This is a genomic window from Pseudomonas sp. IT-P260 (assembly GCF_949768395.1).
Lineage (GTDB): Bacteria > Pseudomonadota > Gammaproteobacteria > Pseudomonadales > Pseudomonadaceae > Aquipseudomonas > Aquipseudomonas parakoreensis.
The window spans coordinates 295,902-322,155 of sequence record NZ_CATKPO010000040.1 but is presented as its reverse complement, the minus strand read 5'-3'; the positions used below and the strand labels follow the sequence as shown (position 1 = coordinate 322,155).

General features: G+C 60.7%; 24 protein-coding genes and 1 pseudogene. 13 read left to right on the top strand and 12 right to left on the bottom strand.

Annotated elements, in window-relative coordinates; genetic code table 11:
* Positions 1–169 precede the first annotated feature (169 nt).
* Positions 170–1,036: a CAP domain-containing protein gene (locus tag ACM6HV_RS20485; RefSeq protein WP_041073492.1), complete on the top strand. Its 867-nt coding sequence runs from the start codon at positions 170–172 to the stop codon at positions 1,034–1,036.
* A 125-nt stretch (positions 1,037–1,161) separates the two neighbouring features.
* Here ACM6HV_RS20485 and ACM6HV_RS20480 read toward each other — a convergent pair whose 3' ends face one another.
* Positions 1,162–1,794 (bottom strand): PQQ-binding-like beta-propeller repeat protein, encoded by a 633-nt coding sequence (locus ACM6HV_RS20480; RefSeq protein WP_414905159.1) that lies wholly within the window; start codon positions 1,792–1,794, stop codon positions 1,162–1,164.
* A 31-nt stretch (positions 1,795–1,825) separates the two neighbouring features.
* Positions 1,826–3,037: a helix-turn-helix domain-containing protein gene (locus ACM6HV_RS20475; RefSeq protein ID WP_414905158.1), complete on the bottom strand. Its 1,212-nt coding sequence runs from the start codon at positions 3,035–3,037 to the stop codon at positions 1,826–1,828.
* Positions 3,038–3,554: 517 nt separating this feature from the next.
* Here ACM6HV_RS20475 and ACM6HV_RS20470 point away from each other — a divergent pair.
* A complete protein-coding gene (locus ACM6HV_RS20470) occupies positions 3,555–3,986 on the top strand; it encodes a nuclear transport factor 2 family protein (protein ID WP_198760140.1) in 432 nt (143 codons plus the stop codon).
* Positions 3,987–4,056: 70 nt separating this feature from the next.
* Here ACM6HV_RS20470 and mqo read toward each other — a convergent pair whose 3' ends face one another.
* Positions 4,057–5,700: a malate dehydrogenase (quinone) gene (gene mqo / locus ACM6HV_RS20465; RefSeq protein WP_041073501.1), complete on the bottom strand. Its 1,644-nt coding sequence runs from the start codon at positions 5,698–5,700 to the stop codon at positions 4,057–4,059.
* Between the two features lie 430 nt (positions 5,701–6,130).
* Between mqo and ACM6HV_RS20460 the strand changes: the two genes are divergently transcribed.
* The 3 genes from ACM6HV_RS20460 to ACM6HV_RS20450 all read left to right on the top strand — a co-directional run bounded on the left by ACM6HV_RS20460 (position 6,131) and on the right by ACM6HV_RS20450 (position 8,456).
* Positions 6,131–6,556 (top strand): nuclear transport factor 2 family protein, encoded by a 426-nt coding sequence (locus ACM6HV_RS20460; protein ID WP_414905157.1) that lies wholly within the window; start codon positions 6,131–6,133, stop codon positions 6,554–6,556.
* Positions 6,557–6,714: 158 nt separating this feature from the next.
* Positions 6,715–7,953 carry an AAA family ATPase gene (locus ACM6HV_RS20455; protein ID WP_414905156.1) on the top strand — a complete coding sequence of 413 codons (1,239 nt, stop codon included), beginning with the start codon at positions 6,715–6,717 and terminating at the stop codon, positions 7,951–7,953.
* A 173-nt stretch (positions 7,954–8,126) separates the two neighbouring features.
* Complete coding sequence (locus tag ACM6HV_RS20450) at positions 8,127–8,456, top strand: hypothetical protein (protein WP_414905155.1); 330 nt, start codon at positions 8,127–8,129, stop codon at positions 8,454–8,456.
* Positions 8,457–8,498: 42 nt separating this feature from the next.
* Here the strand turns inward: ACM6HV_RS20450 and ACM6HV_RS20445 are convergent, their stop codons facing one another.
* Together ACM6HV_RS20445 and ACM6HV_RS20440 are read right to left on the bottom strand one after the other, a co-directional pair.
* On the bottom strand, positions 8,499–9,224 hold the full coding sequence (locus ACM6HV_RS20445; RefSeq protein ID WP_371917806.1) for a methyl-accepting chemotaxis protein: 726 nt from the start codon (positions 9,222–9,224) through the stop codon (positions 8,499–8,501).
* A 129-nt stretch (positions 9,225–9,353) separates the two neighbouring features.
* Positions 9,354–10,112, bottom strand: a pseudogene (locus ACM6HV_RS20440) (MCP four helix bundle domain-containing protein); the annotation flags it as partial.
* Positions 10,113–10,298: 186 nt separating this feature from the next.
* On the opposite strand from ACM6HV_RS20440, the gene ACM6HV_RS20435 reads away from it, so the two are divergent.
* Positions 10,299–10,613, top strand: a complete 315-nt coding sequence (locus tag ACM6HV_RS20435; protein ID WP_025111286.1) for a DUF2388 domain-containing protein — start codon at positions 10,299–10,301, stop codon at positions 10,611–10,613.
* Positions 10,614–10,681: 68 nt separating this feature from the next.
* A complete protein-coding gene (locus ACM6HV_RS20430; protein ID WP_041073505.1) occupies positions 10,682–11,104 on the top strand; it encodes a hypothetical protein in 423 nt (140 codons plus the stop codon).
* Here ACM6HV_RS20430 and ligD read toward each other — a convergent pair whose 3' ends face one another.
* From ligD to ACM6HV_RS20415, 3 genes are read right to left on the bottom strand one after another with little or no spacing between them, the layout of a single operon-like run.
* Complete coding sequence (gene ligD, locus ACM6HV_RS20425) at positions 11,105–13,690, bottom strand: DNA ligase D (RefSeq protein ID WP_414905154.1); 2,586 nt, start codon at positions 13,688–13,690, stop codon at positions 11,105–11,107.
* 17 nt (positions 13,691–13,707) lie between these two features.
* A complete protein-coding gene (locus tag ACM6HV_RS20420) occupies positions 13,708–14,661 on the bottom strand; it encodes a methyltransferase (RefSeq protein ID WP_414905153.1) in 954 nt (317 codons plus the stop codon).
* Between the two features lie 10 nt (positions 14,662–14,671).
* Entirely contained in the window at positions 14,672–16,051 is a 1,380-nt protein-coding gene (locus tag ACM6HV_RS20415) for an iron-containing redox enzyme family protein (protein ID WP_414905152.1), read from the bottom strand.
* Between the two features lie 336 nt (positions 16,052–16,387).
* Here ACM6HV_RS20415 and ACM6HV_RS20410 point away from each other — a divergent pair, with 336 nt between their 5' ends.
* A complete protein-coding gene (locus tag ACM6HV_RS20410) occupies positions 16,388–16,846 on the top strand; it encodes an REP-associated tyrosine transposase (RefSeq protein ID WP_414905151.1) in 459 nt (152 codons plus the stop codon).
* A 93-nt stretch (positions 16,847–16,939) separates the two neighbouring features.
* Here ACM6HV_RS20410 and ACM6HV_RS20405 read toward each other — a convergent pair whose 3' ends face one another.
* Positions 16,940–17,698, bottom strand: coding sequence for a tellurite resistance TerB family protein (locus tag ACM6HV_RS20405; RefSeq protein ID WP_414905150.1), 759 nt, complete (start codon positions 17,696–17,698; stop codon positions 16,940–16,942).
* Between the two features lie 250 nt (positions 17,699–17,948).
* Between ACM6HV_RS20405 and pcsA the strand changes: the two genes are divergently transcribed.
* The gene (gene pcsA, locus ACM6HV_RS20400; RefSeq protein ID WP_041073513.1) at positions 17,949–18,671 is read left to right on the top strand and encodes a phosphatidylcholine synthase; all 723 of its coding nucleotides are present in this window, start codon (positions 17,949–17,951) and stop codon (positions 18,669–18,671) included.
* A 111-nt stretch (positions 18,672–18,782) separates the two neighbouring features.
* On the opposite strand, the gene ACM6HV_RS20395 is transcribed toward pcsA, so the two are convergent.
* The 3 genes from ACM6HV_RS20395 to ACM6HV_RS20385 form a co-directional block, all read right to left on the bottom strand.
* Positions 18,783–19,595 (bottom strand): class I SAM-dependent methyltransferase, encoded by an 813-nt coding sequence (locus tag ACM6HV_RS20395; protein WP_414905149.1) that lies wholly within the window; start codon positions 19,593–19,595, stop codon positions 18,783–18,785.
* Positions 19,596–19,625: 30 nt separating this feature from the next.
* Positions 19,626–19,898, bottom strand: coding sequence for a DUF4242 domain-containing protein (locus ACM6HV_RS20390; RefSeq protein ID WP_041073516.1), 273 nt, complete (start codon positions 19,896–19,898; stop codon positions 19,626–19,628).
* Positions 19,899–20,089: 191 nt separating this feature from the next.
* On the bottom strand, positions 20,090–20,353 hold the full coding sequence (locus ACM6HV_RS20385) for a DUF2790 domain-containing protein (protein ID WP_041073518.1): 264 nt from the start codon (positions 20,351–20,353) through the stop codon (positions 20,090–20,092).
* Positions 20,354–20,649: 296 nt separating this feature from the next.
* Here ACM6HV_RS20385 and ACM6HV_RS20380 point away from each other — a divergent pair, with 296 nt between their 5' ends.
* The 4 genes from ACM6HV_RS20380 to ACM6HV_RS20365 all read left to right on the top strand — a co-directional run bounded on the left by ACM6HV_RS20380 (position 20,650) and on the right by ACM6HV_RS20365 (position 26,137).
* The gene (locus ACM6HV_RS20380; protein ID WP_047293435.1) at positions 20,650–21,390 is read left to right on the top strand and encodes a response regulator; all 741 of its coding nucleotides are present in this window, start codon (positions 20,650–20,652) and stop codon (positions 21,388–21,390) included.
* Positions 21,387–22,700 carry a sensor histidine kinase gene (locus tag ACM6HV_RS20375; RefSeq protein ID WP_414905148.1) on the top strand — a complete coding sequence of 438 codons (1,314 nt, stop codon included), beginning with the start codon at positions 21,387–21,389 and terminating at the stop codon, positions 22,698–22,700. Before ACM6HV_RS20380 ends, ACM6HV_RS20375 begins: the two co-directional genes overlap by 4 nt.
* A 241-nt stretch (positions 22,701–22,941) precedes the next feature.
* On the top strand, positions 22,942–25,122 hold the full coding sequence (locus ACM6HV_RS20370) for a hypothetical protein (RefSeq protein ID WP_414905147.1): 2,181 nt from the start codon (positions 22,942–22,944) through the stop codon (positions 25,120–25,122).
* Positions 25,109–26,137 (top strand): NAD(P)/FAD-dependent oxidoreductase, encoded by a 1,029-nt coding sequence (locus tag ACM6HV_RS20365; protein ID WP_414905146.1) that lies wholly within the window; start codon positions 25,109–25,111, stop codon positions 26,135–26,137. The genes ACM6HV_RS20370 and ACM6HV_RS20365 overlap by 14 nt, the downstream gene beginning before the upstream one ends.
* Positions 26,138–26,254: the final 117 nt, after the last annotated feature.

Here is a 26,254-nt window from a genome sequence, read left to right as displayed (position 1 = left end):
CGAAGGCGCCAGTGCGGGCAACACAAAATCCAGGATCACCCTCCCCTTCACACCCAGCAAAAAAGCCAGTTTGCCAGCATGAACCAAGTGCAAAAAGCCCAGTCCTAGTGGCGCCGCATTCCGCGGCTGCCCACTTCAGCACTGTCCTTTCCCCTGAGTCTGCCGTCCCATGCGCCATGTCGTTCGCTCATCACGCTTCGTTTCGCTGTGCCTGCTGATCCTTGCCCCACTGTTTACCGAGACCGCCCACGCCAGCGAAGAGCGGCAACTGGTGGCCGCCATCAACGATTATCGCGCCCATCCGCAACGTTGCGAACGTCGCCCTGCCCAGCGCCTGGCGCCACTGTCGCTGAAGTCGAATCTGGCATTGCCGATCGGCTATGGCTACGGCGGTGGTTTGCGCGAGAGATTGAAGTCTTCGGGATATTCGGCGGTGGCGGTGCGCAGCATCCGCATCGTCGGTGCCGGGGATGCCGAGGAAGCCTTCGAACAGCTGCAAGACAGCCACTGCACCGCCCTGCTCGACGCCCAGTACGCCGACATCGGCGTCAGCCGCGCCCGCGGTGAATGGCAAGTGGTGCTGGCGCAACCGGTGCTCGACAGTCGCGTCGGCGACAACCGCAGCGTCGGCAAAGCCTTGCTCGCCGAGGTCAACGCCGCCCGTGCACGCCCACGGATGTGCGGACGCCAGCGCTTCGCCGCCGCTCGCCCGCTCAGCTGGAACCCGGCGCTGGGAGCCGCCGCGCAAGGGCATAGCAAGGCCATGGCCTACGGCAACTACTTCGCCCACCGTGATCCGGACGGCGACATGCCGGCCGATCGCGCCCGGGCGGCAGGTTATCGGGGCCGGCAGATCGGCGAAAACATCGCCGCCGGCCAGAGTTCACCGGGCAAGGCGATGGCCGGATGGCTGGCCAGTCCCGGGCATTGTGCCAACCTGATGAACCCGATGTTCACCCAGGTCGGCGCGGGTTTTGCCAGTGAGGCGCGCAGTGATGAAGGGGTTTACTGGACGATGGTGTTTGGTGCGCCTTGATTCGCTGAGAGATTTTCCGTGAAGCTACTGGCCCCTTCGCGAGCGCTCCCACATTTTGTCCGGTTGAGGCTGAACCCATGTGGGAGCGAGCCTGCTCGCGAAAGGGCCAGAACAGGCACCCTCCATCACTTGGGCCGCCGCACCGCCCGCAGCCGCCCGCTCCCTCCGCCACCGCAGTAAAAGCGCTCGCCGTCATCCGCTTCCAGCCCGGAAACGCCTATCCCCGCAGGCATCTTCAAACGCTCCAGGACCTCGCCATCTTGCGGATCAACCCGGCGCAGTTCACTTTCATCGCCCTCCCAGGTGCCGTGCCATAACGCGCCGTCGACCCAGGTGACCCCGGTGACAAACCGGTCTGACGCCAGCGTGCGCAAGACCGCGCCGGTCTCAGGATCGACCTGATAGATCTTGCGTTCGCGATACTGGCCGATCCACAGCGAGCCTTCGGCCCAGGCCATCCCCGAATCGTTGCCGCCGCCCGGCGCCGGCACGGTGTTCAGCACACGGCCGGTGGTCGGGTCGATTTTCTGGATACGGCTGTCGGCGATCTGGAACAGGTACTGGCCGTCGAACGCGGTGCCAGCGTCGGCACCGACCTTGAGCGTGCGCACGGTTTTGCCGCTAGCCGGGTCCAGCGCATTGAGCTGGCCGTCACTGGCGAACCACACGTGCTGGCCGTCGAAGGTCACGCCGTGGACACGTTCGACGCCGTCGAACGGGCCGTACTCACGAAGGATTTCTGCGTTTGCCTGTTTCATGCTGCCTTCCTCGTTGGTAGGAGTGTCCAGCCTAGCCATTGCCCAACGACACCGGGAGTAACAAGATCGTCGCGAAACCCGGCACCGGCGGCGTGGTCCAGCGCCGCGCACGACCCACGCCGAACCCTTGCACTTTATCCGCCTGCGCCAGTGCTTCCAGTGAACGCTGCACTTGCCGCTGACTGCAGCCCAACGCCAACGCCAGCGCCGAACTCGACCAGGCTTCGCCATCGGCGAGCAAGGCCAGCAGCGTCGCGTACTTGTCCTCGACCGGCAAGGTGAGCAACGCCACATCATCGGCGACCAGGGCAAAACCGCGCGCCGTCGCGATGATCCGCGCCAGGGGCTGCAACGCCGAACGCAAGCGACCGATCTCCACCCGCAGGCGTGCGCGATGGGATTCGTCGCTCAGTTTCAAGCGAAACGCCTGAGCGATCAGCGCCTCTCTCGACACATCTTCCGGCCACGCCTGAGCCAGCATCCGCAGCAGACCGAACAGCACCGGCCGCGTCGCCAGGGCCACTGTCATCCCCACGCCGCGCACGCTGTAGCGACACGCATCGACCACCAGCGTCGGCGAGGCGAACAACGCTTCAACCTGCGCGAGCGTCACGGTCTGAGACCTGCCAGACACAATCAGTTGCGCCGCAGGTGCATCGAGCATGTGCAGGGCCTGTTCGGTCTCTGCGGTCAACGCTGGAATTGCCGCTTGCTGCGCCGCCCGTTGCGCAAGCTCCAGCGCCGCCCGCGCCGTTTGCGCCTGCACCTTACGCAGCGCAATACCGGCCGTCATCAATCCATGAGCGGCCCGCAACGGCGGGGGCAACGCGGTGGGATCAAGTGCGGCGAGTAACGCCTGCGCCTCATCGAGCTGGCCGATCAGCAACAGCCGGCGGATTTGCAAATAACGGGCATGTGCAGCGTTCAGGTGATCGCCGTGATCGAGCAAGAGCTGCCGCGCCGCCTCCAGCGCTTTAACCGGCCAGCCCAGATCCCGCGTCGCCAGCGCCACTTCGGCCTCGGCCACGACGCAGCGCGCTCGGGACAACGGCTCGTTGGCGCCGAACGCCTTGACCGCCCGCTGCAGCAGCGCCTTGGCTCGGGACACATCACCGAGCTGAGCCATGGCGATGCCACGCAGCGCCAGCGCAGGCGGGTCTTCACGCAGGGCGACGAGCTTCAACGCGGCCAGCGGATCACCCACCGCGAGCGCACGGCCGGCAGCGTTGATCAACGAGTCCATGACAGATCAGGCACAGTGAACATTTCCGGGACTGGATATCCCGGTTTAGTCCAGTTAGCGGACGGACACCAGTACGGTGTGATGCGAGAAATGACAACGCGGTAGAAACAGCCGCGCCCTTCGATAAAAAAGGGCGCTGGAGTCTGGTGGAGTGCTGCCGGGGTCAGACCGGGGAAATCGTCGCAAGCATTCCGATCAGAATGGTCAACGTCAGAAAACCACCGAGGAAAATCGCCATCTTGTTCATGCTGCTCTCCTTAATGTTGAGCTTGCGGTGCACCGGGCGCTTCGGGATGAAGGGCTGCCGCGGGTGACCGGATCGCCGGGCTATTCTGAGCGCCTGACTGAGCCGGTTACAGAGGCAGATCCAACAGAAAAATACGGATCAGATACCAAACTGATCTGTTCCGGACATGGCGTGATATTCAGATCGGCACACAAAGATTCGAGGGCACGCCGCTTTGAACTAGAGTGATTGCCGTCGCGCGAAAAACAACAACAATTCCAGGAGTGGTCAATGTCCGAACTGAACCTGCACCCCAACGCCGCCGAATCCTTGAAGCGTTGGCACGAGATGATCCGCACCGGCAACCTCAAGGCCTTGCCCGAGCTGCTTGATCCGAATGCGCTGTTCCGCTCGCCCATGGCCCACTCGCCCTACCCCGGCGCGCCTGTGGTGACGATGATCCTCAACACCGTGTTCAACGTGTTTGAAGATTTCAAATACCACCGTGAACTGGCGACTGCCGATGGTTTGAATGTGGTGCTGGAATTCAGTGCCAAGGTGGGGACGAAAGAGTTGAAGGGGATCGACATGATTCGCTTCGATGAGAGCGGGAAAATTATCGAGTTCGAGGTGATGGTGCGGCCGTTGAGCGGGTTGCAGGCCCTCGGCGAAGAGATGGGGCGGCGGCTTGGTGCGTATCTGGCAAGCGCGAAACCACAGTAGGATCAGGCGCCACAAAAAAAGCCCACTGACCATTACCGGTTCAGTGGGCTTTTGCGTATCTGGCGTCTAGTTACAGCGCCATGTCACGTGCAGCATTTTCCTTCGGCGCTTCAGCTTTCTCAGCTGCAGGTGCAGCCGGAGCAGCCTGACCGATCACCGGAGGCGTTGGCAGTTCGAGGATCTTGGCGGTGTACGCCCACTCTTGTGCCACTTTGGCCGGATCGTTGTTCAGCTGGGTGCCGTAGCTTGGAACGATCTGGTGCAGCTTGGCTTGCCACTCAGGGGTAGCGACTTTGTCTTTGAAGACTTTCTGCAGCACGCTCAGCATGATCGGTGCAGCAGTCGACGCGCCTGGCGATGCGCCCAGCAGACCGGCGATGGAGCCGTCTTGTGCAGCAACGATTTCGGTGCCCAGTTTCAGCACGCCGCCAGCGGCTTCATCACGCTTGATGATCTGCACGCGCTGGCCGGCTTGCCACAGGCGCCAGTCTTCGGCTTTGGCGTTCGGGAAGTATTCCTTCAGCGCGTTCAGACGGTCTTCATCCGACAGCATCAGTTGACCGGCCAGGTACTCGACCAGCGGGTATTCCTTGATGCCGACCTTGGTCATTGGCCAGATGTTGTGGGTGGTGGTGCTGGTCAGCAGGTCCAGGTACGAGCCTTCTTTGAGGAACTTGGTGCTGAAGGTCGCGAATGGGCCAAACAGGATGACGCGCTTGCCGTCCAGAACACGGGTGTCCAGGTGCGGAACCGACATCGGCGGTGCGCCAACCGAAGCTTTACCGTAGGCCTTGGCCAGGTGCTGCTCGGCGATGGCCGGGTTATCGGTCACCAGGAACGAGCCGCCTACCGGGAAGCCAGCATATTCCTTGGCTTCAGGAATGCCCGACTTCTGCAGCAGGTGCAGAGCGCCGCCACCGGCACCGATGAACACGAACTTGGCGTCGGTTTCGGTTTTGGTGCCGTCTTTCAGGTTTTTGTAGCTGACGCGCCAGGTGCCGTCGGCGTTCTTGGTGATGTCTTCGACTTCACTCGACAGCTTCAGGTCGAAGTTAGGCTTGGTCTGCAGGTAACCGGCGAACTGGCGGGTGATTTCGCCGAAGTTCATGTCGGTACCCAGCGGGCTCCAGGTGGCCGCGATTTTCTGGTTCGGGTCACGCCCTTCCATCATCAGCGGGACCCACTTCTTGATCACAGCCGGGTCTTCGGAGTACTGCATGCCGGCGAACAGCGGGCTCGCCTGCAGGGCTTCGTAGCGCTTTTTCAGGAACTTGATGTTGTCGTCACCCCACACGAAGCTCATGTGCGGCGTGGTGTTGATGAACGAGCGAGGGTTCTTCAGAACGCCTTGCTGAACCTGCCAGGCCCAGAACTGACGGGAAACCTGGAACGCTTCGTTGATCTCGACGGCTTTCGGGATCGTCACGTTGCCTTTGTCGTCTTCCGGGGTGTAGTTCAGCTCGGCGAGCGCCGAATGACCAGTACCGGCGTTGTTCCAGCCGTTGGAGCTTTCCAGGGCGACGCCATCGAGGCGCTCGACCATTTCCATCGACCAGCTAGGCTCCAGCTCATTGATCCACACACCCAGGGTGGTGCTCATGATGCCGCCGCCGATCAGCAGAACGTCGACTTTCTTTGCTTCTGCAGCATTGGCGGACGACATCCCCATCGCCAAAGCCAGCCCGAGCAAGGCTGTGTTCACTTTCTTAAACATCCGTTGCACCTATGATAAAACGCCTTCCGCCCGCCGCTGTTATCAGTATGCGATCCGCTTTGATGACGCTCAGGCTCGCGTCGCAGATTCCGGCACACTTCAATTTTGACGGGTGGGCACACAAGGCCGACGTACCGCATCGACCTCAGTTAATGTCCCTTCTGAACTGACTTTTTATCATTATTGGCTTCAGCTACTTGAGCGACAGGGATTCCGTCAGCCCGCCCAAAGGGCAGGCAAACTGAATAAGGTCAAACCAAGTTGGCGCGAAGAATATCACGTCAGGGCAAACCCGCGCGTCTGTTCGCGACCGGATAGTTTTCAATAGGTTCCTCGAGCGCTTTCTAACGTTCGTGCGTTTCTGCTACGTTGTACGACGACTGACAAATAACTCAGTCGTTTTCATGACCTACAACAACAAGGAATCCCCATGAACAGATCCAGACTGCTGCTCGGTCTCGTTTGCCTCTTCAGCGCCTACGTCGCCGCCGCCCCGGCGGAACAGGATGTCGCCCAGGCCGTCGACCACCTGACCCAGGCGATGCTGCACAAGGACGTTGCCGAACTGAACGCCTTGACCGCCGACAACCTCACCTACGGTCACTCCAGCGGCAAGATCCAGGACAAGAAAGCCTTCATTGCCGATATCGAAACCGGCAAGAGCGCGTTCAAGACCCTGGAGATGCAAAACCAGACCATCACCCTGTCCGGAGACACCGCGTTGGTCCGCCATCACTTTTCGGGGCAGGCCATCAAAGGCACCGAGATCGTGCCGACTGAAATCGAGAACTTCCAGATCTGGCAGAAGCAGGCTGGGAGGTGGTTGCTGGTGGGGCGTCAGGCGTACAAGTTCTGATTAAGTAGAAGGCTCTGGCGAGTACCTCGTCAGAGTTCTCTCCCCTGGTAAGCACCTTACCTACCTGTCCATTTCGCTCCAATTTGCTCCTCCCGTTTGTCCCCTGCCCTGATATGCTGCGTCGCTAAACCGTACAAGCTCGTCCTATGGAGTGATCAATGACCCGACTACGCGTCAAGCATTTCGGCCCTATCCGCGATGGTGTGAAGAACAATGGCTGGATAGCGTTCAAACGCGTGACGGTTTTCGTGGGTAATCAGGGCTCCGGGAAGAGCACGCTGGCCAAGCTTTACTCAACATTCTCCTGGATAGAGAAGGCGTTGGTGCGGGGTGATTACGATGAGAAATGGTTTGAACGAAAGAATAAGTTCATCAAACCGTATCTGACCTATCACAGACTGGAGCACTACCTCTCCGATGCAACAGAAATCGAATACGAGGGCGAGGCCTACTCGATTCTTTTTATGCGGGGGCAGTTGCATATCACTGAATCAAAAGGTAGTAGCTACCATCTGCCTCAGATCATGTACGTGCCTGCCGAGCGCAACTTCATCTCCTATGTCAGGCACCCTCGCGAGCTGAAACTGTCCTCGGATTCACTCAGGGAGTTCCTGACCGAATTCGATGCAGCCAAAGCCAATATGAAAGGCACTTTGCTGCTGCCTATCAATCAGGCCGAACTCGAATATGACAAGCTCAACGATATCCTCAATATTCGTGAGTCCGACTACAAACTCAGACTGGCAGACGCCTCCAGTGGCTTTCAGTCTGCCGTGCCATTGCATCTGGTGAGCCACTACCTGTCCAACGCGGTTCAAGAGCGTAGCGAAGAGCGGCAAGAGACAATGAGCGCCGATGAGCTGGATCGCTTCAGAAAAGAGGTTAAAGAGATCTTTTCCATTGATTCGCTGACAGAAGAGCAAAGGCGCATTGCTCTCTCCACGCTGTCCTCCAGATTCAACAAATCAGCGTTTATCAATATCGTCGAAGAGCCTGAGCAGAATCTTTACCCCCAGTCACAATGGGCCGTTTTGCAGAGTCTGCTGCGGTTCAATAACCAGGGGCAGGACAACCGTCTGGTGCTGACAACTCACAGCCCATACGTAGTGAATTACCTGACCATTTCGGTACAGGGCAAGCACCTGCAAGACAGCATTCTCCAGAAACAGCGCGACAAGGAACTGCTCCCTAAACTCGCCGCGGTTATTCCTTTGCATGCCTTGCTAGACGCCGAAGAGTTGGCGATATACCAAGCCGATGAAAGAACCGGATCTATCACGAAACTGCCAATGGTTGATGGCATTCCTTCCGATGACAATTTTCTGAACAGATCCTTGCAAGAAGGCAATGATTTATTTGATGCGCTCCTCGATATCGAGGAGGAGCTGAAAGGGTGAATTTTCTTGATATCCGCTGCCAGACAGGCCCGTTTACTGATGCCGAATTTGGACTACGCGACGATCAAGAGCGCCCTTTCGCTTATGTCGACTGAGACAATTCGAAAGAATGGGTAGCCACGGTATCGAACCCGCTCCAAAGAGCGATCGTATTTACCGCAATTGATAAATGCGTGATCAAAGACGGTGAGGAAAAAGGTCGGGATCGATGTGACTGCATGCTGAGCACCGATGACGCGTTGTACCTTGTTGAGTTGAAAGACCGAGATGGAGGGGGCTGGCAAGGACAAGGGATCAAACAATTGGAGTCGACAATTCAATTTTTGATTGATGCACACGGCGAGCAATTCTTGGCTAACTATCACCCCAAAATCGCCTACGTCTGCAACAAAAAGTCACCCTTCGTTAAACCAGAACTCAATGCGAAAAACCGCTTCAAGAAGTACAACTTCAGATTGAAGGTTGAGGCGACCATCAATGTACGGCGAAAAGCGGATCAATGATCCGCTGGCTCATTCCACTCTGACCAGATATCTACATTCCCCTCACAACCGAAACCGGTCCACCGACAACGCCAGCGCCCCCGCCAGACTCGACAGTTCATCAGTGGTGTTGGCCGTCTGCCCGATCACCTTGCTGTTGCCCTCGGACATCCCGGCGATCATTTCCACCTGATGGGCAATTTCGTTGCTGGCCTGGCTTTGCTCGCCGATGGTGCGGGTAATGTCATTGACCAGTTGCGTGGTGCTCAGGGTGGCGTCGAGGATCTCGCGGATCGCCCGTTCGACTTCCGCCGTGACCGCCATGCCTTTGTCCACCTGAGCCACGCCGGCCTCCATGCTGCTGACCGCTTCACGGGTACTGTTCTGGATACGCGCGACCATCGCCGCGATTTCCTGGGTTGAGGCGCTGGTCCGCGCGGCCAGACTGCGCACTTCGTCGGCGACCACGGCAAAGCCCCGGCCCTGCTCGCCAGCCCGCGCCGCCTCGATGGCGGCGTTGAGTGCCAGCAGGTTGGTCTGGTCGGCGATGCTCTTGATCACCTGAATGATGTTGAAGATGCCTTCGGATTCCTGATCCAGCGTGCGGATCACCTGTGCCGACTGCTGCGCCGAGCGGGCGATGTCGTCCATGTCGCTGACCACCTGATGGATCACCTGTCCGCCGCTCTTGGCCAGCGACTCGGCCTGATTGGCCATGCCCAGTGCGCGTTCGGCGTGGCGGGTGATTTCCTCGATGCTGGCGGTCATCTGGCTCGCGGCAGCGGCCATGGTGCCGGCGGCGGCGCTTTGCTGCTGACTGCTGTCGGCGACCTGATGGCAGCCGTGGCTCAACTGCTCGCTCATGCCGCTGACGCCGTGGGCGTTGCGGCGTACCACATCGATCATGTCGCGCAGATCACGCTGCATGGTCGCCAGACTGCGGATCAGCGTGCTGGCTTCATCCTTGCCGGCCGGTTCACTGATCGGCTCGCTGAGGTTGCCATGCGCAATGCTTTGAGCGATGTGGTTGGCGGACTTCAGCGGCCCCATGATGCTGCGGGTCACCCAACGCCCTTGCGCCAGCAATAACAACAGGCTGGCGAGCAGCACCACGCCGAGGGCGATGTTGGCATTTCGAATGGCGCTGTCGGTGGCTTTGCTGGTGTCCCGGGTATTGCTTTCAATCAGCTCACTGAGCGCGGCCATCTGCTCTTCAAGCTGAGTGAAGGCGGTGTTGAACGTACCGAGCTCCCGTTGCGCGCTGTCCGGGTTGTCCAGTGCCAGGCCGACAATGCGCTCGGCCGCCTCGATGTAGGTGTCCAGGCTCGGTTTGATCTGTTCGAGCGCGGTCTTGATTGTCGGGTTGACCGGCAGTTTGAGGTTTTCATCCAGCACTTCGCGAAAATGGCTCGCGTGCTCGTTGATCGAATCCCGCACTTCGGCGGCCGTGCCGGTGCTTTTGCCCAGGCCCACCAGCATCGCCGAGTACACGTCAGCCCGCAGTGCATCGTGCATCATGTCGGCTTCCATGTGATTGCGCAGCGCAGTCATGCTCACCGCGTTGTCGCCAACCGCCGCGGACATCCGCGTATTCCCCACATAGCTGACCAGACTCACGATCAGCGCTGTCAGCAGGCTGGTTGCTATCAGCAACAGCAAACGCAATTTGATCGACACGGTGGGTTCCTCCTGAGGCGCGCCGAATGCACCTGTCAGAAGTTCAGTTAAGCTTATTTGTGCAGATGTGCCGCTTCAGAGCGTTTCAGCAAGTATCCGCGTGTTTGAACGGAACTCCGGCAGAGGTCGCACCTCTGAGATTATGTAGTCTTCCTTTTTGCTTCGCGCTTGTGGAGGAACACCGTCATGCGCAAGTTAGTGCTCGTTTCTTCTCTCCTGCTGTGCCTCCCTGTCGGCTCGGCTCTGGCCCGTGTCGATGCCGGCGATGTCGCCACCTCGGCGGGTGTTTCCGCGTCACTTTACTCGACCTTCAAGGATCACAAAATGGTGATCCCGGCGCGCGATGACCTGTCAGCGTTCGTGGCCAGCGGCGGTGCCATACGAGGGGTTTATCTGGAGTCGGTGCTGCAACAGGTCCGGCACGACAACCCCGGTCTCAACGCCAGCGATGAAGACCTTGCCAACGCGATTCTGGTGCATTACGAAGGCCTGAATCAGTAGTTGTCACGCAGGCAGCGGCCGATGGATGGCAGCTGAAGGCACATAGGCAAAACAGTCCGACGGCCTCTATGATGGAGGCCATGACGACTCTTGCGCCGCCTGCGCCTTTGCGCTCACCCTGCCCGCCCGGCGCCTGCGATTGCGGGCGCGAATCGTTGCTGGAAAATCCCGGCAGCGATCTGCGCATCCTGCGCCTGACTCGCGAGCAGGAAAAAATTCTGCTCGCCCGCCTGGAACAACTCAAAGACCTCGCCGACCTGCGCCATCTGCAAGATCGCATGCACGAACAGTTGGGCCTGCGAGTTGAAGTTGCTCCGGGCTTTCATGAAGTGCGCACCATGCTCGGCATCGAGATTCAGATCGAAGCGCTGCCGGGGCTGTGCCGCAAGACGCGCAAAGCGATTCCGGCGGCCATTCGTCGAGGCCTGAGCAACCACCCTGAAATCGCTTTCGAACTCCTCAACGCCCACGACTTGCTGCGCGACACCTGATCATCTTTTCATGCCAACCCGCTTGCGCATCTCTGCAGTGATGCTCTGGCGGGTTTTCTTCATGTCGGCCCACGGCGCGTCGCCGACCTCGTTCAGGCGCTCATGGACATTGCTGATGTTCCACTGATTGCCACCCTTGATCTGCGCCACCTCTTCGCGAAACAGCGGCACCGACACCGGCAGCCCCTCGCGGGTGCGCGCCGCGTAGGCACAAATGGTGGTGGCACCCAGACCGTTGCGCAGGTAATCGATGAAGATTCGCCCCACCCGATTTTTCGGCCCGGACACTGCGGAAAACCGTTCCGGCAACAAATTCGCCATATGACTGACGATCGCATGGCTGAAATCCTTGACCTCGTCCCAGCCGTGCTTGCGGGTCAATGGCACCACCAGGTGAATGCCTTTGCCACCGCTGGTCTTGAGAAACGCCTTGAGCCCCAGTTCATCGAGCACAGTCAGGGTCAGCGCAGTGGCTTCGACCATGCTTTTCCATGGGAGCGCGGGATCCGGGTCAAGATCTAGGACAAAGCGGTCAGGCTTGTCCAGATCAATGGTGGTGGCGTTCCAGGTGTGCAGCTCGACCGTGCTCATCTGCACGGCGCCGATCAAGGCTTCGGCATTGTTGATCAGCATCACCGGTTGACCGGTGACCTCCTTGTCCAGCGTGGTGATGCCGGGAATCGCCAGACGCTCGGCGTTTTTCTGGAAGAACAGTTCGCCGGCGATACCGTCCGGCGCACGCACCAATGCCACTGGACGATCCTTGAGCTGCGGCAGGATCCATTCGGCGACGCTGGCGTAATACTCGGCCAGTTGCATCTTGGTGGTGCCACTGACCGCATCGATTACCCGGTCGGGGTGGGTGATGCGCACCTTGCCGCTGGCGAGGCCCAGCTGTGACGGTGCTGCTTCAGCCTTTTTCTTTGCCGGTGCAGCCTTTTTCGATGGGGTGACTTTCGCTGAAGTCTTCACGGGTTTCGCGCGCTCCTCGGTAATTGCCCTGGCCGGTTTGTCATTGCGCAGACCATGGAACACGGCATGGCGCACCGAGCCGTCCTTGGTCATTTCGGCGAATGCCACTTCCGCCAACAGATTCGGTTTGAGCCAGTGCACACCCTTGGCGTCGAAGCCGCTTGGCGGGTTGACCACGGCAGCCTTCTTCACCTGCAACGGCTTGAGTTGGGCAAGGATGCTTTTCAGGGTGGTGTCGTTGAACCCGGTGCCGACCTTGCCGGCGTAACGCAATTCGCCACTGTCGCGGTCATGCAAGCCCAGCAGCAAGGCGCCGAAGGCACTGCGCGCGCCCTTCGGATCGGTATAGCCGACAACCACGAATTCCTGACGATGCGTGCACTTGAGCTTGATCCAGTCGCTGCTGCGCCGCGATACGTAAGGCGAACCCAGGCGCTTGCCGATCAGTCCTTCCATTTGCATCTGGCAGGCGCTGTTGAGCAGCGCATCCGGGGTTTCGTCGAAGGCTTCGGAGAAGCGCAGCAAGGGCTGCTCGTGCCCTCCGAGTACCGTGGACAACGCCGCGCGGCGCTCCTCGACCGGCACCTCGCGCAGGTCGACCCCGTTGAGATACGGCATGTCGAACAGGTAGTACATGATGCTGCCGCTGCTTCCAGCTTCGAACGCATTCTGCAGTGCCTGAAAGTCCGGCACACCGTGTTCGTTGGCGACTACCATTTCGCCGTCCAGCCACGCCGATTCCAGGCCCAGCTCGGCCAGAGCCTGCGCCTGTTGCGGCAGCTTGTGCGTCCAGTCATGGCCATTGCGGGTAAACAGTTGCACCTCGCCGTGATCGATGCGCGCCATGATCCGGTAGCCGTCGAACTTGATCTCGTAGCTCCACTGCCCTTCCGGGGCGCTGTCGACCAGCGTCGCCAGTTCCGGCTTGAGTTGCGCCGGCAGTTTGGCCTTGCGCGCACCAGTGAGCGTACCGGACGCCGTTTTGCGCGGTTTGGCCGGGGCCTTCTTCACCGGTTTGGCTTGCTCGGCAGCAAGCTTGGGTTTGCCGATCAAGGTGCGTTCGCTGAGCACGCTGTGCGGCTCGGCGCTGAGTACGTCGTAATCGTCTTGCGGGCGCGCAGCGCTGTCCTGATGTTTGATCAGAAACCAGTTCTCCTTCTTGCCCGGCATGTGCGTGCGCACCAGATTCCAAAGGCCGGACAGCTTCTCGCCTTGCAGCTCGAATTTGAGTTTGCCCTTGGCGTAAGCCTTGGCCGGGTCTTCCTGCGGAATCCACACGCCACGATCCCAGACGATCACATCGCCGGCGCCGTAATGTCCTTCGGGAATGCTGCCCTCGAACGTCGCGTAATCCAGCGGGTGATCTTCGACGTGCACCGCCAGGCGTTTGACCTTGGGGTCGAGCGACGGCCCCTTGGGCACCGCCCAGCTCTTCAGCGCGCCATCGAGTTCGAGGCGAAAGTCATAATGCAGGTGCGAAGCGTCGTGCTTCTGGATGCAGAACTGCAGCGCATGGTCAGTCGCCTTGTTGCGGCCACGACGTTTGACCGCGGCAGGTTCTGACGTCGCGGAAAAGTCGCGCATGCGGTTGTAGTCATCGAGGTTCCTGGTCATGGCGCACCTGCCTTGTGTCAGCCAATGCGGGTCACGGTCAGCGCGACCACGGCGATCCGGTCTACACGCTGGTAACCGGGATTCAACAATTCTTCACCGAACACGTCGGGATCCAGTTCGCGATAGGTCCAAGCGAATCGCGCCGAATCCAGGCGTGGCACCACGGTGTCGAAAAACGGATCACGGCCATCGACCATGGCCACGCCGGTGTACAGCAGTAACGAGCCGCCGGGTGCCAGCCGATTGAGTGCCTGCTCGACAATACGCAGCGACAACCCGGCCCCGAGTGAACCTCCACCATTTCGGTAGGCGCGCCCGGCGGGATCGGCCATGTACGGCGGGTTGGCGACGATCAGATCGAAGTGGCCGTCGGTACCCTGCAACACATCGCTGGCCTGCACCTCGACGTTGGCAACCTCGGCCAATGCCGCGTTGATCGCGGTCAGGCGCAGCGCGGCGGGGTTGATGTCCACCGCCAACACTTGCGCTTCGCGCCGCGCGCGGGCAATCAGAATCGCGCCGACGCCCGCCCCGCAACCGATGTCCACCGCACGCTGGATCGGTGCAAAGCTCTGCTGCAGATGCGCGTGAATCAACTGCGCGAAACGGTAGGTGTCCGGACCGAAAAACACCGAATCGGCGGCATCGGTGGGATAGCCCGAATGCACGAACAACAGGTCATCCAGACTCGACCAGCGCACCCGGCTTTTCAAGCGGCCGTCGCAGGCGTCAATCACTTGCGCCTCTTGCAACTGCCGCTGCTCGTCGGCGGACAACAACCCCGGTTCGAACGGGCGCGACCAGCCGAAGACATCACGCAAGGTATAGGCCACCTGCCCCTCGTCCCGCTGGTTGACCCGCTGATGGGTCAAAGGCGTCGGCGTGATGAAACGATAACCGTCGGCCTGCAAGCGTCGACCGAGCTGCAGCAGCGTGAGATCGTCGGCAGACAAATGTTCTTCCTGATTCATGGAGAGTTCCTTAGCGCAGACTGGATTTGAGTTCGATGAAGCGACGCGTTGCCAACAGCCCCGCCGGGTGGGCATGGCGGGCGGGTGACAGCCATGGGATCAGCGTGGCCATTTGCGCGTGACCGTCCTGGCCTTGTAGCGAGGAGGTCAGACGCTGCACATCGGGATCGTGTTCGGGCACCGCGGCGTCCGGGGTGGCGACCTGACGGCTGCGTCTTGGCGTCGGATTCTTCTCCGAGGACGTCCAGTCGCCGGCGATCCAGTCGTGCAGCAGTTGCTTTTCATAAGGACTGAACACGCCGAACATCGCCGCACCGTCGCCGTCGATCAACTGCCAGAAACGGCTGGCCTGCGGATCCTGATTGCGCTTGATCCAGCCCTTGTCCTGCATCACCTGCAGAAACCCGGGCAGTTGCTCGGGCGTGGCCAGCCACTGATTGACGGTTTTGCCGTCGAAGCGGCAGTAGTCGGAATGCATGTGCTGACCGAACGGACGCTTGCGCTCGAGCATCGTCAGCACTTCCTGTTCCAGGTCGAAACCCTCGATGATGGCGCGGCTGCCCTGCCCTAGGTCGTTGAGTCGATAGCCCAGCGATACCCGGCGCAGAAACTCGCTGCGATCCGCTTCCAGCGGCAGCAGGTCGAGCACCGCCTGCACAGCTTTTTGCGCATGACCGGTGCTGGCGTTATCGATGGTCACATGCAGGGTGAAATAGTACGGATCGATGCCCAACTCGCTGAGCTCATAGGCACTGATCAGCAGGTGCAGCGGCAATTGCTCGTAACCGAGGTTGTAACCGATCACCTCCGGCAAACAAGCTTCACCGCAGGCACCGAGTGCCAGTTGCAATGCACCTTGCAAGTAGCGCTCATCGGCGATGGCGTTGGCATCCTGCAAACCATGTTCAGCGAGCAGTTTGCGGTAGATCACCACATGGTTTTGCGCAGGATTGCCGTCGCCGAGTTCTTCCAGATAGGTACACAGCAAGCCATCAAAACGCGGGTCGCGCCATTGCGCCAACAAGCCGTACAGCCACGCGCCATCGACCAGTTTGGTCGGTGCCACGGCTTGCAGAAAGTACAACGCGTGAGCCTTGTTGCTGAAGAACTGGCGCGGTCCGCCGGCCTGACGCTGTTGCAGGTAATCGGCGTACTGCCGGGCAACCTCGGTGCAGTGCCCGGCGACCCACTCCTGCCACGCCGACGGATCCTGCGGCAGTTCTTCAGGCAGCAGCGCGGCGCGCTGCAACTGCTCGGCGAGAAAATCCTGCGCGAGGGTCTCAGGCGCATCCTCAAGCAGCAATGCCTCATAAATACGCCGCAGGTCACCGTCGGCAGTGATGGGCTGTTGCTGCGCGCTCGGCGCCTGCAGAGGGGTCAGGGCAGTCATGTCAGTGTTCTCGTTCGGTTGGCCGGTCAGGGCGTTGTTTCACGCCTCTACATCAGCAGAGCAACCGCTACGGAGAAAAATTCAATCGACATGAAAAACGCCCTGACGGACGGCGATCAGCGCCAATTCTCTTTCACTTGGTCACTTGATCACTTGATCACTTGATCACTGTAGGAGCTGCCGAAGGCTGCGATCTTTTGATTGTGTCTTTTACGATCAAGATCAAAAGATCGCAGCCTTCGGCAGCTCCTACATTTACATCGTGTAATGGCTTGGCCGAGCGGATTGTTTCGGGAGCGCTAGTGTTCAAGGACGATGGTTACGGAGGGCAAAGGAATGCCTGAAGCTGCAAAAGCCTGCGGTCTACGCAAGGGACGCTATTCGGAGGTTGGGCGGGTTTATTTGCTGACAGCGGTGGCTGAGCAACGCCGACCGTTTTTTTCGGATTTGAGAGCAGGACGACTATTGGTAGGGCAGATGCGGGCCGCCGATCAAGCGGGAATGGTTCATTCGCTTGCCTGGGTTGTGATGCCGGACCACCTCCATTGGCTGGTCGAATTAAAACAAGGCTCTCTGGCGCAAATAATGTGCCGTGTCAAATCGCGCAGTAGTCGCTCGGTCAACCTGCTGCGAGGCAATTCGGAGCCGGTGCGGCAACGCGGCTATTACGACCGAGCTCTGCGTCGCGATGAAGATCTTAAAGCCGCTGCCCGCTACATTGTCATGAATCCATTGCGGGCCGGTCTGGTAAAGCGCTTGGGTGATTACCCGCTATGGGACGCAGTCTGGCTCTGAAGATCAAAAGATCGCAGCCTTCGGCAGCTCATACATTTGGAACGATTTCCCCCTGTAGGAGCTGCCGAAGGCTGCGATCTTTTGACTTTTGCTTCAGCCCTGCCCCTTGGCCTGCTGCTCCAGATGCACCTGCAATTGCGGGTCGATCTGCAGGGCGGCGGCCAGTTCATCCAGATAGTTGCGTTCGGCGTCTTGCTGGTCGTCCACCAGTATCACGCTGACCAGGTACATTTCGGCGGCCATGGCCGGGTCGCCGTTGGCGGCCTCGGCGACTTCGTTCGCATCCAGTGGCTTGGCGATTTCGCTTTCGAACCACTGCTGCAATTGCGGATCGTCGGTGTGCTTGCTGATTTCACTGTTGATCATCTGTTGTTCCCGGGTATCGATCTCACCGTCGGCCTTGGCTGCGGCGATCAGCGCCCGCAGTACGGCATGACTGTGTTCCTCGACTTCGGGCCCGGCCAGCAGGTTGGCGGTTGGCGGGATCTGTTGCGGTGCCGCTGAGGCCTGACTGCGTTGCCAGGCCTGATACGCCTGGAACGCCATCATCCCCAGCGACGCCAGCGCAGCATAATGGGTACCACCGGAGCGGCTTTGCGTACCGCCACCCAGCGCGCCGCCCAAACCACCACCGCTACCGCCGCCGAGCAGACCTCCGAGCAAACCGCCCAGACCGCCCAGCCCACCGGACTGCGCCGCACTGCCGCCGGGGCCTGCACCGCCACCCAACAGACCACCGAGCAAGCCGCCCAGTCCGCCGAGTCCGTCCGGATTACCGGTCGAGTCAGCACGTTGTTGTCCCGCCGAGGCCTGGCCTCGCAGCAGTTGTTCGAGCAAATCGCTGGTGTTCATGATGTCGTCCTCAGGCATTGGCATTCACTGCGTCAGGCAACGATAGACCGGCGCAGCCATCGCGCCAGCACCGTCTGGCTGACACCGGCGGTTTTCGCCGAGGTATTTTTCGAGCGGCCAGCTAAGATTCAACAGTGGTGAACCTTATCCCGGCCAGACCGGTCGATAGCTGCAACCCCGACCCGGTTTGCCGGCGCCCTTTGCTCGAGGGTGATACCCGGCTTGCTTCATTTTTCTGGAGAACGCCCCTGTGATATCGACCGTACACATCGCCAGGCTCAAAGCATGGGGCGCCCATGGTTTTACCGCGACCGGCGTGGTCACTGCCTTTCTGGCGACCCTCGCCCTGCTGGAGAACCAGCCGACCCATTGCCTGATGTGGCTGGGTGTGGCATTGATCGTCGACGGCCTCGACGGGGCGCTCGCGCGCAAGGTCAATGTGCAATCGGTGCTGCCGAGTTTTGACGGTTCGATCCTCGATCTGGTGATCGACTACCTGACCTACGTGTTCATCCCGGCGCTGTTCATCTACCGCTACATCCCCCTGCCCGACTACACCCTGCTGCTGAGTGTGTCGCTGATTCTGGTGTCGTCGCTGTTCTGCTTCTGCAACGTCAACATGAAAAGCAAGGACAACTATTTCGTCGGCTTCCCCGCCGCGTGGAACGTGGTTGCCCTGTGCCTGTACATCATTGGCCCGGGACCGTGGATCACTTTCCTGACCATCATTGGCCTGGCGCTGCTGACCGTCACCCGCATGAAGTTCCTGCACCCGTTCCGTGTGCGCCGGTTCATGCCGATCAACATCGCGGTCACGGCAATCTGGCTGTTGTGCAGCCTGTCACTGGTGCTCAATCACCCGGTGATCAATCCGCTGGTGATGGGGTTGTGGCTGCTGATGTCGGCGTACTTTCTGGGGATCTGCATCTGGCGTACAGCGCTGGAGTGGGTTGATGGGGCACATTTGAAATAAACCTGCCCTGTAGGAGCTGCCGAAGGCTGCGATCTTTTGACTTTGATTTTAAAAACCAAGATCAAAAGATCGCAGCCTTCGGCAGCTCCTACAGGGGTTTTCATTGGTGTCTCAGCGTTTGGTGATCACCACCTCCAGATACTCGCTCGGCACCACCAGCGAACCGGCTCCCGCCCGATTCGAGCGGTTGAGCAAGTCCGCCAGATCACTCTCCAGCGCCTGACCGCTTTCCGGTGGCAATGCCGCGAAGGCTTTGTGCACCGGCCCGTACCAGTGACGGAAGATGTCGATGAAATGCGCCGCCGAGCGATAACGGAAGTTGAACGTGCGGCGGGTGACCTGCAGCAGAAATTCACGTTCATCGAAGTGGCTGTGCAACCACGCTTCGGTGCCCCAGTTTGACGGTGGCTGCGCCACGGCGGGCGGCGGCACGTGGCGGCCGAGAACCTTGAACATCTGGCCGACGAAACCTTCCGGCGTCCAGTTCGCCAGACCGATGCGCCCGCCATGCCGGCAGACCCGCGCCAGTTCCGCCGCCGCAGTCGCCTGATCCGGGGCAAACATCACGCCGAAGGTCGACAGCACCGCGTCGTAACTCTCGTCAGCGAACGGCAACGCTTCGGCATCGGCGACCTGAAAAATCACCTCCAGATGTTCGGCTCGCGCCCGATCCTGCCCACGTTCGAGCAGCGCCGCGACATAGTCGGTCGAGGTCACCTGGCAGCCACGCCGCGCTGCCGCCAGGGTCGCATTGCCGTTGCCGGCGGCGACATCCAGCACCTCTTCATCGCAGCGCAGGTCGCAAGCCTCGGCGAGGTTTTCGCCGACGATCTGCAAGGTGGTACCGATCACCGCGTAATCGCCGCTGGCCCAGGCGACTTTCTGGCGCTCCTTCAGACCCGTCAGATCAATGGGCGTACTCATCAATCGTGCTCCGCAGCAGGTTGGAGAACTTCATTCAGCCGTGGTCGGGTCAATGACCGTCATCACCCTGGCCACGCTGTTGGCCGGGAAGCCGCCCAGCCTGGCGTGCTCGCGTACCTGCTCCTCGTCAGGGGCGATGTACACGCAGTAGATTTTGTCGGCCGTGACATAACTCTGCAGCCACTGCACTTGCGGCCCGAGTTCACGCAACACTTGGCAGGAGGTTTGCGACACGGCTTTGAGTGCTTGCTCCGACAGCTTTCCTGCCCCTGGAATCTCGCGTTCAATCACGAATTTCGGCATGGCAACCTCGCGTTCTTTTTATCAAGGACAGGGTCGGCAGTGGCCCTGCCTGTTCACTATCGCGCCGAGGGTCGATGGCGTCCGTGCCAATCGTCCGAAGAGCACGTAAAACAAGGGCTGGGCCGATGAATGGCGGTTTTTTGTAAAGCCTGCGAAACACCGTCGGGACTGCTCGGGATGGCGAGGAGCACTCAATTTTCGTTGTTGCAGCCATCGGCGAATTTACGGTAATCCAGCACTTGGGTTTTGCCTGCCGAATCGAGGTAGGTCATGCGCGCATCGACAATGCCGCAGGTCACCGAGGTGTCCTGGGTCATCGACAGCACTTTCTGCACGTCCAGGTGCGTGCCGTAGGTGTAGGTGTGCGGGGTGATATCGGCTTCGGCACGGGCCGACAGGGTGCAGATGTTCAGGGCGGCGAACAGGCACGCGGCGATCACGGATGTGCGGGTCATGGCGGTTACCTCAAGGCGTGGGTGGGTTGAGCCGAGGCAAGCTGGATGCGCCTCGATGGAGCCTATTTGAGGCGCCTGAGGTATCACGTCTGTGTCTGGAAATGCCCGTTATGACGCGTTGTGTATCTGCGCCACCCGGAGATACACAGCGATACAAAACCCTGAAAAAATCGCGTTTTTGCGTGTGTATGTATCCGTCATGGCGCCAGATACACTGCAATACAAACCCCGGCAGGCAAGCCGGCGCAGGCTCTATAGACTGCATGGCATTGCCCTTTGATAGAGGTTCTGCACCGATGGAACATGTCGATCACATTCTCATCGTCGACGACGACCGCGAAATCCGCGAGCTGGTTGGCAATTACCTGAAAAAGAACGGCCTGCGCACCACCGTGGTCGCCGATGGCCGACAGATGCGCAGTTTTCTCGAAGCCAACACCGTCGACCTGATCGTGCTCGACATCATGATGCCCGGCGACGATGGTCTGCAGTTGTGCCGCGAGTTGCGCGTGGGTAAACACAAGGCCACGCCGGTGCTGATGCTCACCGCGCGCAACGATGAAACCGACCGCATCATCGGCCTGGAAATGGGCGCTGACGATTACCTGACCAAACCGTTCGCTGCCCGCGAACTGCTGGCGCGGATCAACGCCGTGCTGCGGCGCACGCGGATGCTGCCGCCGAACCTGGTGGTCACCGAAAGCGGTCGTCTGTTGGGTTTCGGCCGATGGCAGCTGGACACCTCGGCCCGCCATCTACTGGACCAGGACGGCACGCTGGTCGCACTCAGCGGCGCCGAATACCGTTTGCTGCGAGTGTTCCTCGATCACCCGCAACGGGTGCTCAGCCGCGATCAGTTGCTCAACCTGACCCAGGGGCGCGAGGCCGATCTGTTTGATCGTTCCATCGATCTGCTGGTCAGCCGCCTGCGCCAGCGTCTGCTCGACGATGCGCGCGAACCGGCTTACATCAAGACCGTGCGCAGCGAGGGTTATGTGTTCTCACTGCCGGTGGAAATTTTCGGGGCTTCGGCATGAGTTTCAGGCTGCAGTGGCCGCGTACGCTGGCGTCACGCTTGTCGCTGATCTTTCTGGTCGGGCTGATCCTCGCTCAGGCGCTGTCGTTTGGCGCGCAGTACTACGAGCGTTTCCAGAGTGCCCGAAGCACCATGCTGGGCAATATGCGAAACGACGTCTCGACGTCGATCGCCATCCTCGACCGCTTGCCCGCGCAGGAACGGCCCGCCTGGCTCAAGCAACTGTCCCGCAGCAACTATGACTATCTGCTGAGTGTCGGCGAATCCGGTGCGCCGCTCGACCCCGAGGCCGACGAGGTGCCGGTGGCCGTGACCTCGATCAGCGCCGCGCTCGGCGGTGCACACCCGCTGAGCTTCACCCGGTTTGCCGGGGAGCAAAAACACTTTCAGGCCCATGTCAGACTCAGCGACGGCAGCCCGGTGACGATTGATGTGCGTCCGGCCATGCCGCCCTTGTCGCCGTGGCTGCCGGGGGTCTTGCTCGGACAACTGGCGTTGCTGATCGCCTGCACCTGGCTGGCGGTGCGCATCGCCATCCGCCCCCTCGCCCGCCTCGCCAACGCCGTGGAAACCCTCGATCCCAACGCCCATCCCGTGATGCTCGACGAGCAAGGCCCGATCGAAGTAGCCCACGCCGCGCGGGCCTTCAACGCGATGCAGACGCGCATCGCCGCGTATCTGAAGGAGCGCATGCAACTGCTGGCGGCGATTTCCCATGACCTGCAAACCCCGATCACCCGCATGAAGCTGCGTGCCGAGTTCATGGACGACTCAGTGGAAAAAGACAAACTGTGGAACGACCTCGGCGAAATGGAGCACCTGGTCCGCGAAGGCGTGGCCTACGCCCGCAGCATCCATGGTTCGACCGAAGAAAGCCGGCGCACTGACCTCGATGCCTTCCTCGACAGCCTGGTGTTCGATTACCAGGACATGGGCAAGGATGTACGCCTGATCGGCAAGAGCGCGGCGGTGATCGATACCCGCCCCCAGGCCCTGCGGCGGGTGCTGGTGAACCTGACCGACAACGCGTTGAAATTCGCCGGTGCCGCCGAAGTCTGGGTCGAAGCCCACAAGGATAGCCTCGCAATTACCGTCATGGATCGCGGCCCGGGCATCGCCGACGCCGAACTGGCGCACGTGCTGCAACCGTTCTATCGCGTGGAAAACTCGCGTAATCGTGATACCGGCGGTACCGGTCTGGGACTGGCGATCGCCCAGCAACTGGCCATGGCCCTCGGGGGTTCGCTGACCCTGAGCAATCGCGAGGGCGGTGGGCTGTGTGCCGTGCTGAAGCTGCCGCTGCACCCCTGAGCCGTTCAACGGCCTCTGTTCAATCGCTGCCGACAGGTAACGGACGGTTAACGTGCACATTGTTGCGCCATGCCTGCACCTTTGTCGCAATCCACTGACTGCGCCGCCGGGTTGTCGCACTTATTGTCGTGTTGTCCGTTTCGCGTTGGCGACCACTGGTCACCACTGTCAGATCTGACAGTGGTGAATCAGCGTCGGGATGCGGTTCCATGGCGATTGGTCCAACCTGTCGGGGCGCAACATGACTCTGCTCGAATCCGTCAGCCACGTGTGTACGCGCCTTGCCCCCGGCGGCTGGCACTCGCTGATGCTCGCCCACGGCCTGGATCTGCTCGGTGAACCGTTCGCTGCCGAACTGCAAAAGCCGCTGAACATCGACCGCTCGATACCGGGGTTTGCCGATTTCACAGTGGCCGGCAGCCGCGCGATCGAAGCCGGCGTGCCGGCGCACAGCCTGCTGTATCACGCGCTGGCCTCGCCCGATGTGCTCTGCGATGAGAACGGGCAAACATTGCAACTGTTTCCCACCGCCGCCGAGATCGAGACAGTGCTCGACTATGTCTACAGCGTCATCCCGCCCACGCTCGACAGCCTGCGCCACAAAGCCCGGGGCGCGCCGTTGGCGGTGGTCGCGTTCGCCAGTGAATATCGTTGCGCCGCCGACACCGTGCATGGCCGGCATGCCGACCTGTGCTTCTCGCGTACCGGTATCGCCCGCGTCGGCATCGCCCCCGCGCGCTATGACGCGATGCGGCGCAGTTTCCTGCCCTTTGTCGACGATGACCCGCACGGCATCCGGGTGATGCCGGTACGCTACAGCGCCTACATTGCCGTGCAACTCAAGGGTGATGCCGAACGCTTCGGGCCGATGGATTTCCAGGTGGATCTCGACCCCGGGCTGGATTTCTGGGTGCCCGTGCACAAGTTGTTCAATGGTTCGCAGTGCCTGGAGGGGCTGAACCTGACGCTGACGCTGGACAACCACCAGATCAACGAAAAACTGCGACATATTCATTTGCGCCACAGTGGCACCGGTTGGCAGGAACCGCAGATCAGCCAGCCGCCCTTCGTCGTGACGGACAATCTTGCGCATTGGGCGTCGGCTATGGATCTCGGGCCGGGTCTGCTGGTGCCGGAAACCAGAGCCCGGCTGGTCGCGCCTGTCGAGTACCAGGGCAAACCGTTGTCCTTTGTGCTGCCGGCCAACACCGGCGGCATGGTGCACGGACGTCACCGGGTCGAGGCGGATGGCAGCATCGAAGATCTGAACGACCACGAAGGTGTCGACGAGTTGGTTCGTCAGGGCGGTTATCGCGCCTTGCATTATCAGGACGGCACCGCCGATGGCTGGGTGTTGCCACGCTGTCGGATGCTGGAAAACTGCTTGCCGACGGTAGCCGCCTATTCGCTGATTGGCCCTCCGGATTTCTACCCGTTATGCACTCAACGCCGGCTGTTGCACTGGCTCCGCAATGAACCGACGCTACCAGGTGCCGGCGTCTGGCACGCCCGACTGGAAGCACTCTCTAACGTACGCTACTGCGCCAACCTGGACTTGCAGGATCAATTGTTCTCCCCGGCTGACCGCGGGGTGAGCGCGATAGTCGGCCTCGTCGATCAGCTCGGCCCGCCGCAATCCAACGGCGCACAAACGTCACCCTCGCGGCCCACCTCGCTGCCCGACGGCGCCGCCGGTGTGTTCGGGCCGGGCTGGGAGGTCGGCTGGGTTCGCCAGCGCACGGCGGACGACGAATGGATCAACGTCCTCGCTGGTTATCAGATGGCCAGCCCGTTTCCCGAGGATGCCAAGATCTGCGCCGCGCTAGGTTCTTTCTGGCCCGGGGTCGCGCCGGATTCGGCACGGGTTTTCGAACCGCGCTCGACGCTGCACAGCATCATTCCCCTGACCGATGAGGAAATCGGCATGGGCGGCGTGGCCTGGGATAATCAGCGCGCCCCGCAACTCATCACTGAAGACGAGCACCTGATCGTCCAATACCACGCGTACGCCCATGCCGATTACACACAGGTGGCCCTCGATGGCCGGTTTTCCCTGAGCCTGACCGGCCACACCGCGCAAGCCGCGTATCAGCAACGCGTGCGCTCGATGTATCGCGTGTACCGCGTGCTCGGCGCCGCCAGCGACAAGCCACTGCGCAATGCCTGGCCGCTGCTGTCGTTCGTTGAGTTGCAGCGGCCGAATGCCGAACTTGAAACCGCGCAGGAAGAGTCTGGGCGGGTTCTCGACGGCTGGGTGCAGCGCTTTTTGCTGTACAAGCGCGGTGCAGTGAAAGTTGCTGAAAGTGATTTCAGGTTACGCCACGTTGAAGTCGAAGAGCGGGTGATTCTGCTAGTCAGCGCGGATGCAATCCTGATCAAACGCGACACCCTGCCATGGCAGGTAGCCGATGAAGCCATTTGACGTCGTGATCATCGGCGCCGGGCCTGCGGGCAGTGCAACCGCGATCAGTTGCGCCCGACACGGTCTGCGTGTGGCCTTGATTGAACGGCAGGCGTTCCCGCGCTTTCGCCCCGGGGAAAGCCTGCATCCGGGCATCGAACCGCTGCTGCAGCAACTGGGGGTTGCCGAGCAACTGTGTGGCCGCACGGCCCGGCGTTTCGATGGCCACTGGGTGCACTGGGACGGCGCACCGCGCTTCAATGGTTTTGGTGCCGATGATCGCGGCGCCTGGCAGGGTTTTCATCTGGAACGAGCACAACTGGATGCGGCGTTGCTATCGAGTGCCGCCGCGTTGGGTGTAGAGGTCAATCAACCCTGCCGGGCACGACGGGTACTGACCCAAAGCAACCGAGTAATCGGCGTGGAAACCGACAGCGGCTGCTTCTACGCGACCTGCCTGATCGACGCCAGCGGCGCCGGCTGCTGGCTCGGTCGCCAACTCTGTTTGCCGGTGCGCCACTGTTCACCGCCGCTGGTGGCGCGTTACGGCTATTTGCAAGGCCACAGCGCGACCTATGCAACGGCCGCGCATTTGCTGGCCGATCCTGACGGGTGGACCTGGATCGCCCAGGTTGAGCCCCAGTTGCTGCACTGGACGCGCCTGACATTCGAAAACAACGGCCGATCGGCGAGCCTTCCCTTGGCGCTGCATGCATTCCCGGCCGTGGGGCCGGTACGAGGCGCCGATGTGACCTGGCGCATCACCACGACCGCCGCCAGTGCCGGCTATTTTCTGGTCGGCGATGCGGCCAACCGGCTCGACCCGGCGTCCTCCCACGGCGTGCTGAACGCGTTGATGAGCGGTATGCAGGCTGCGCAAGCCGTGGCGGATTGTCTGCGCAAACCGGCCTTGCAAATACCGGCGCAGGCGCAATATCGCCATTGGCTGAACGCTGGATTCGCGCGCGATATGATGCACTTGCGCAATTTCTATCGTCAGCATCCCTGCCCACCGTCCTGGCTGCCTGCCGCATGACTCACAGGAAGCTGGCGAGCACGGAGTCGTCATGAAACTGCCGCAACAACGCCGATCCGCCGACTGTATCCTTCCCACAGTGATAAAACCGCACGGGCTTTGCAGGTTCACAAAGCC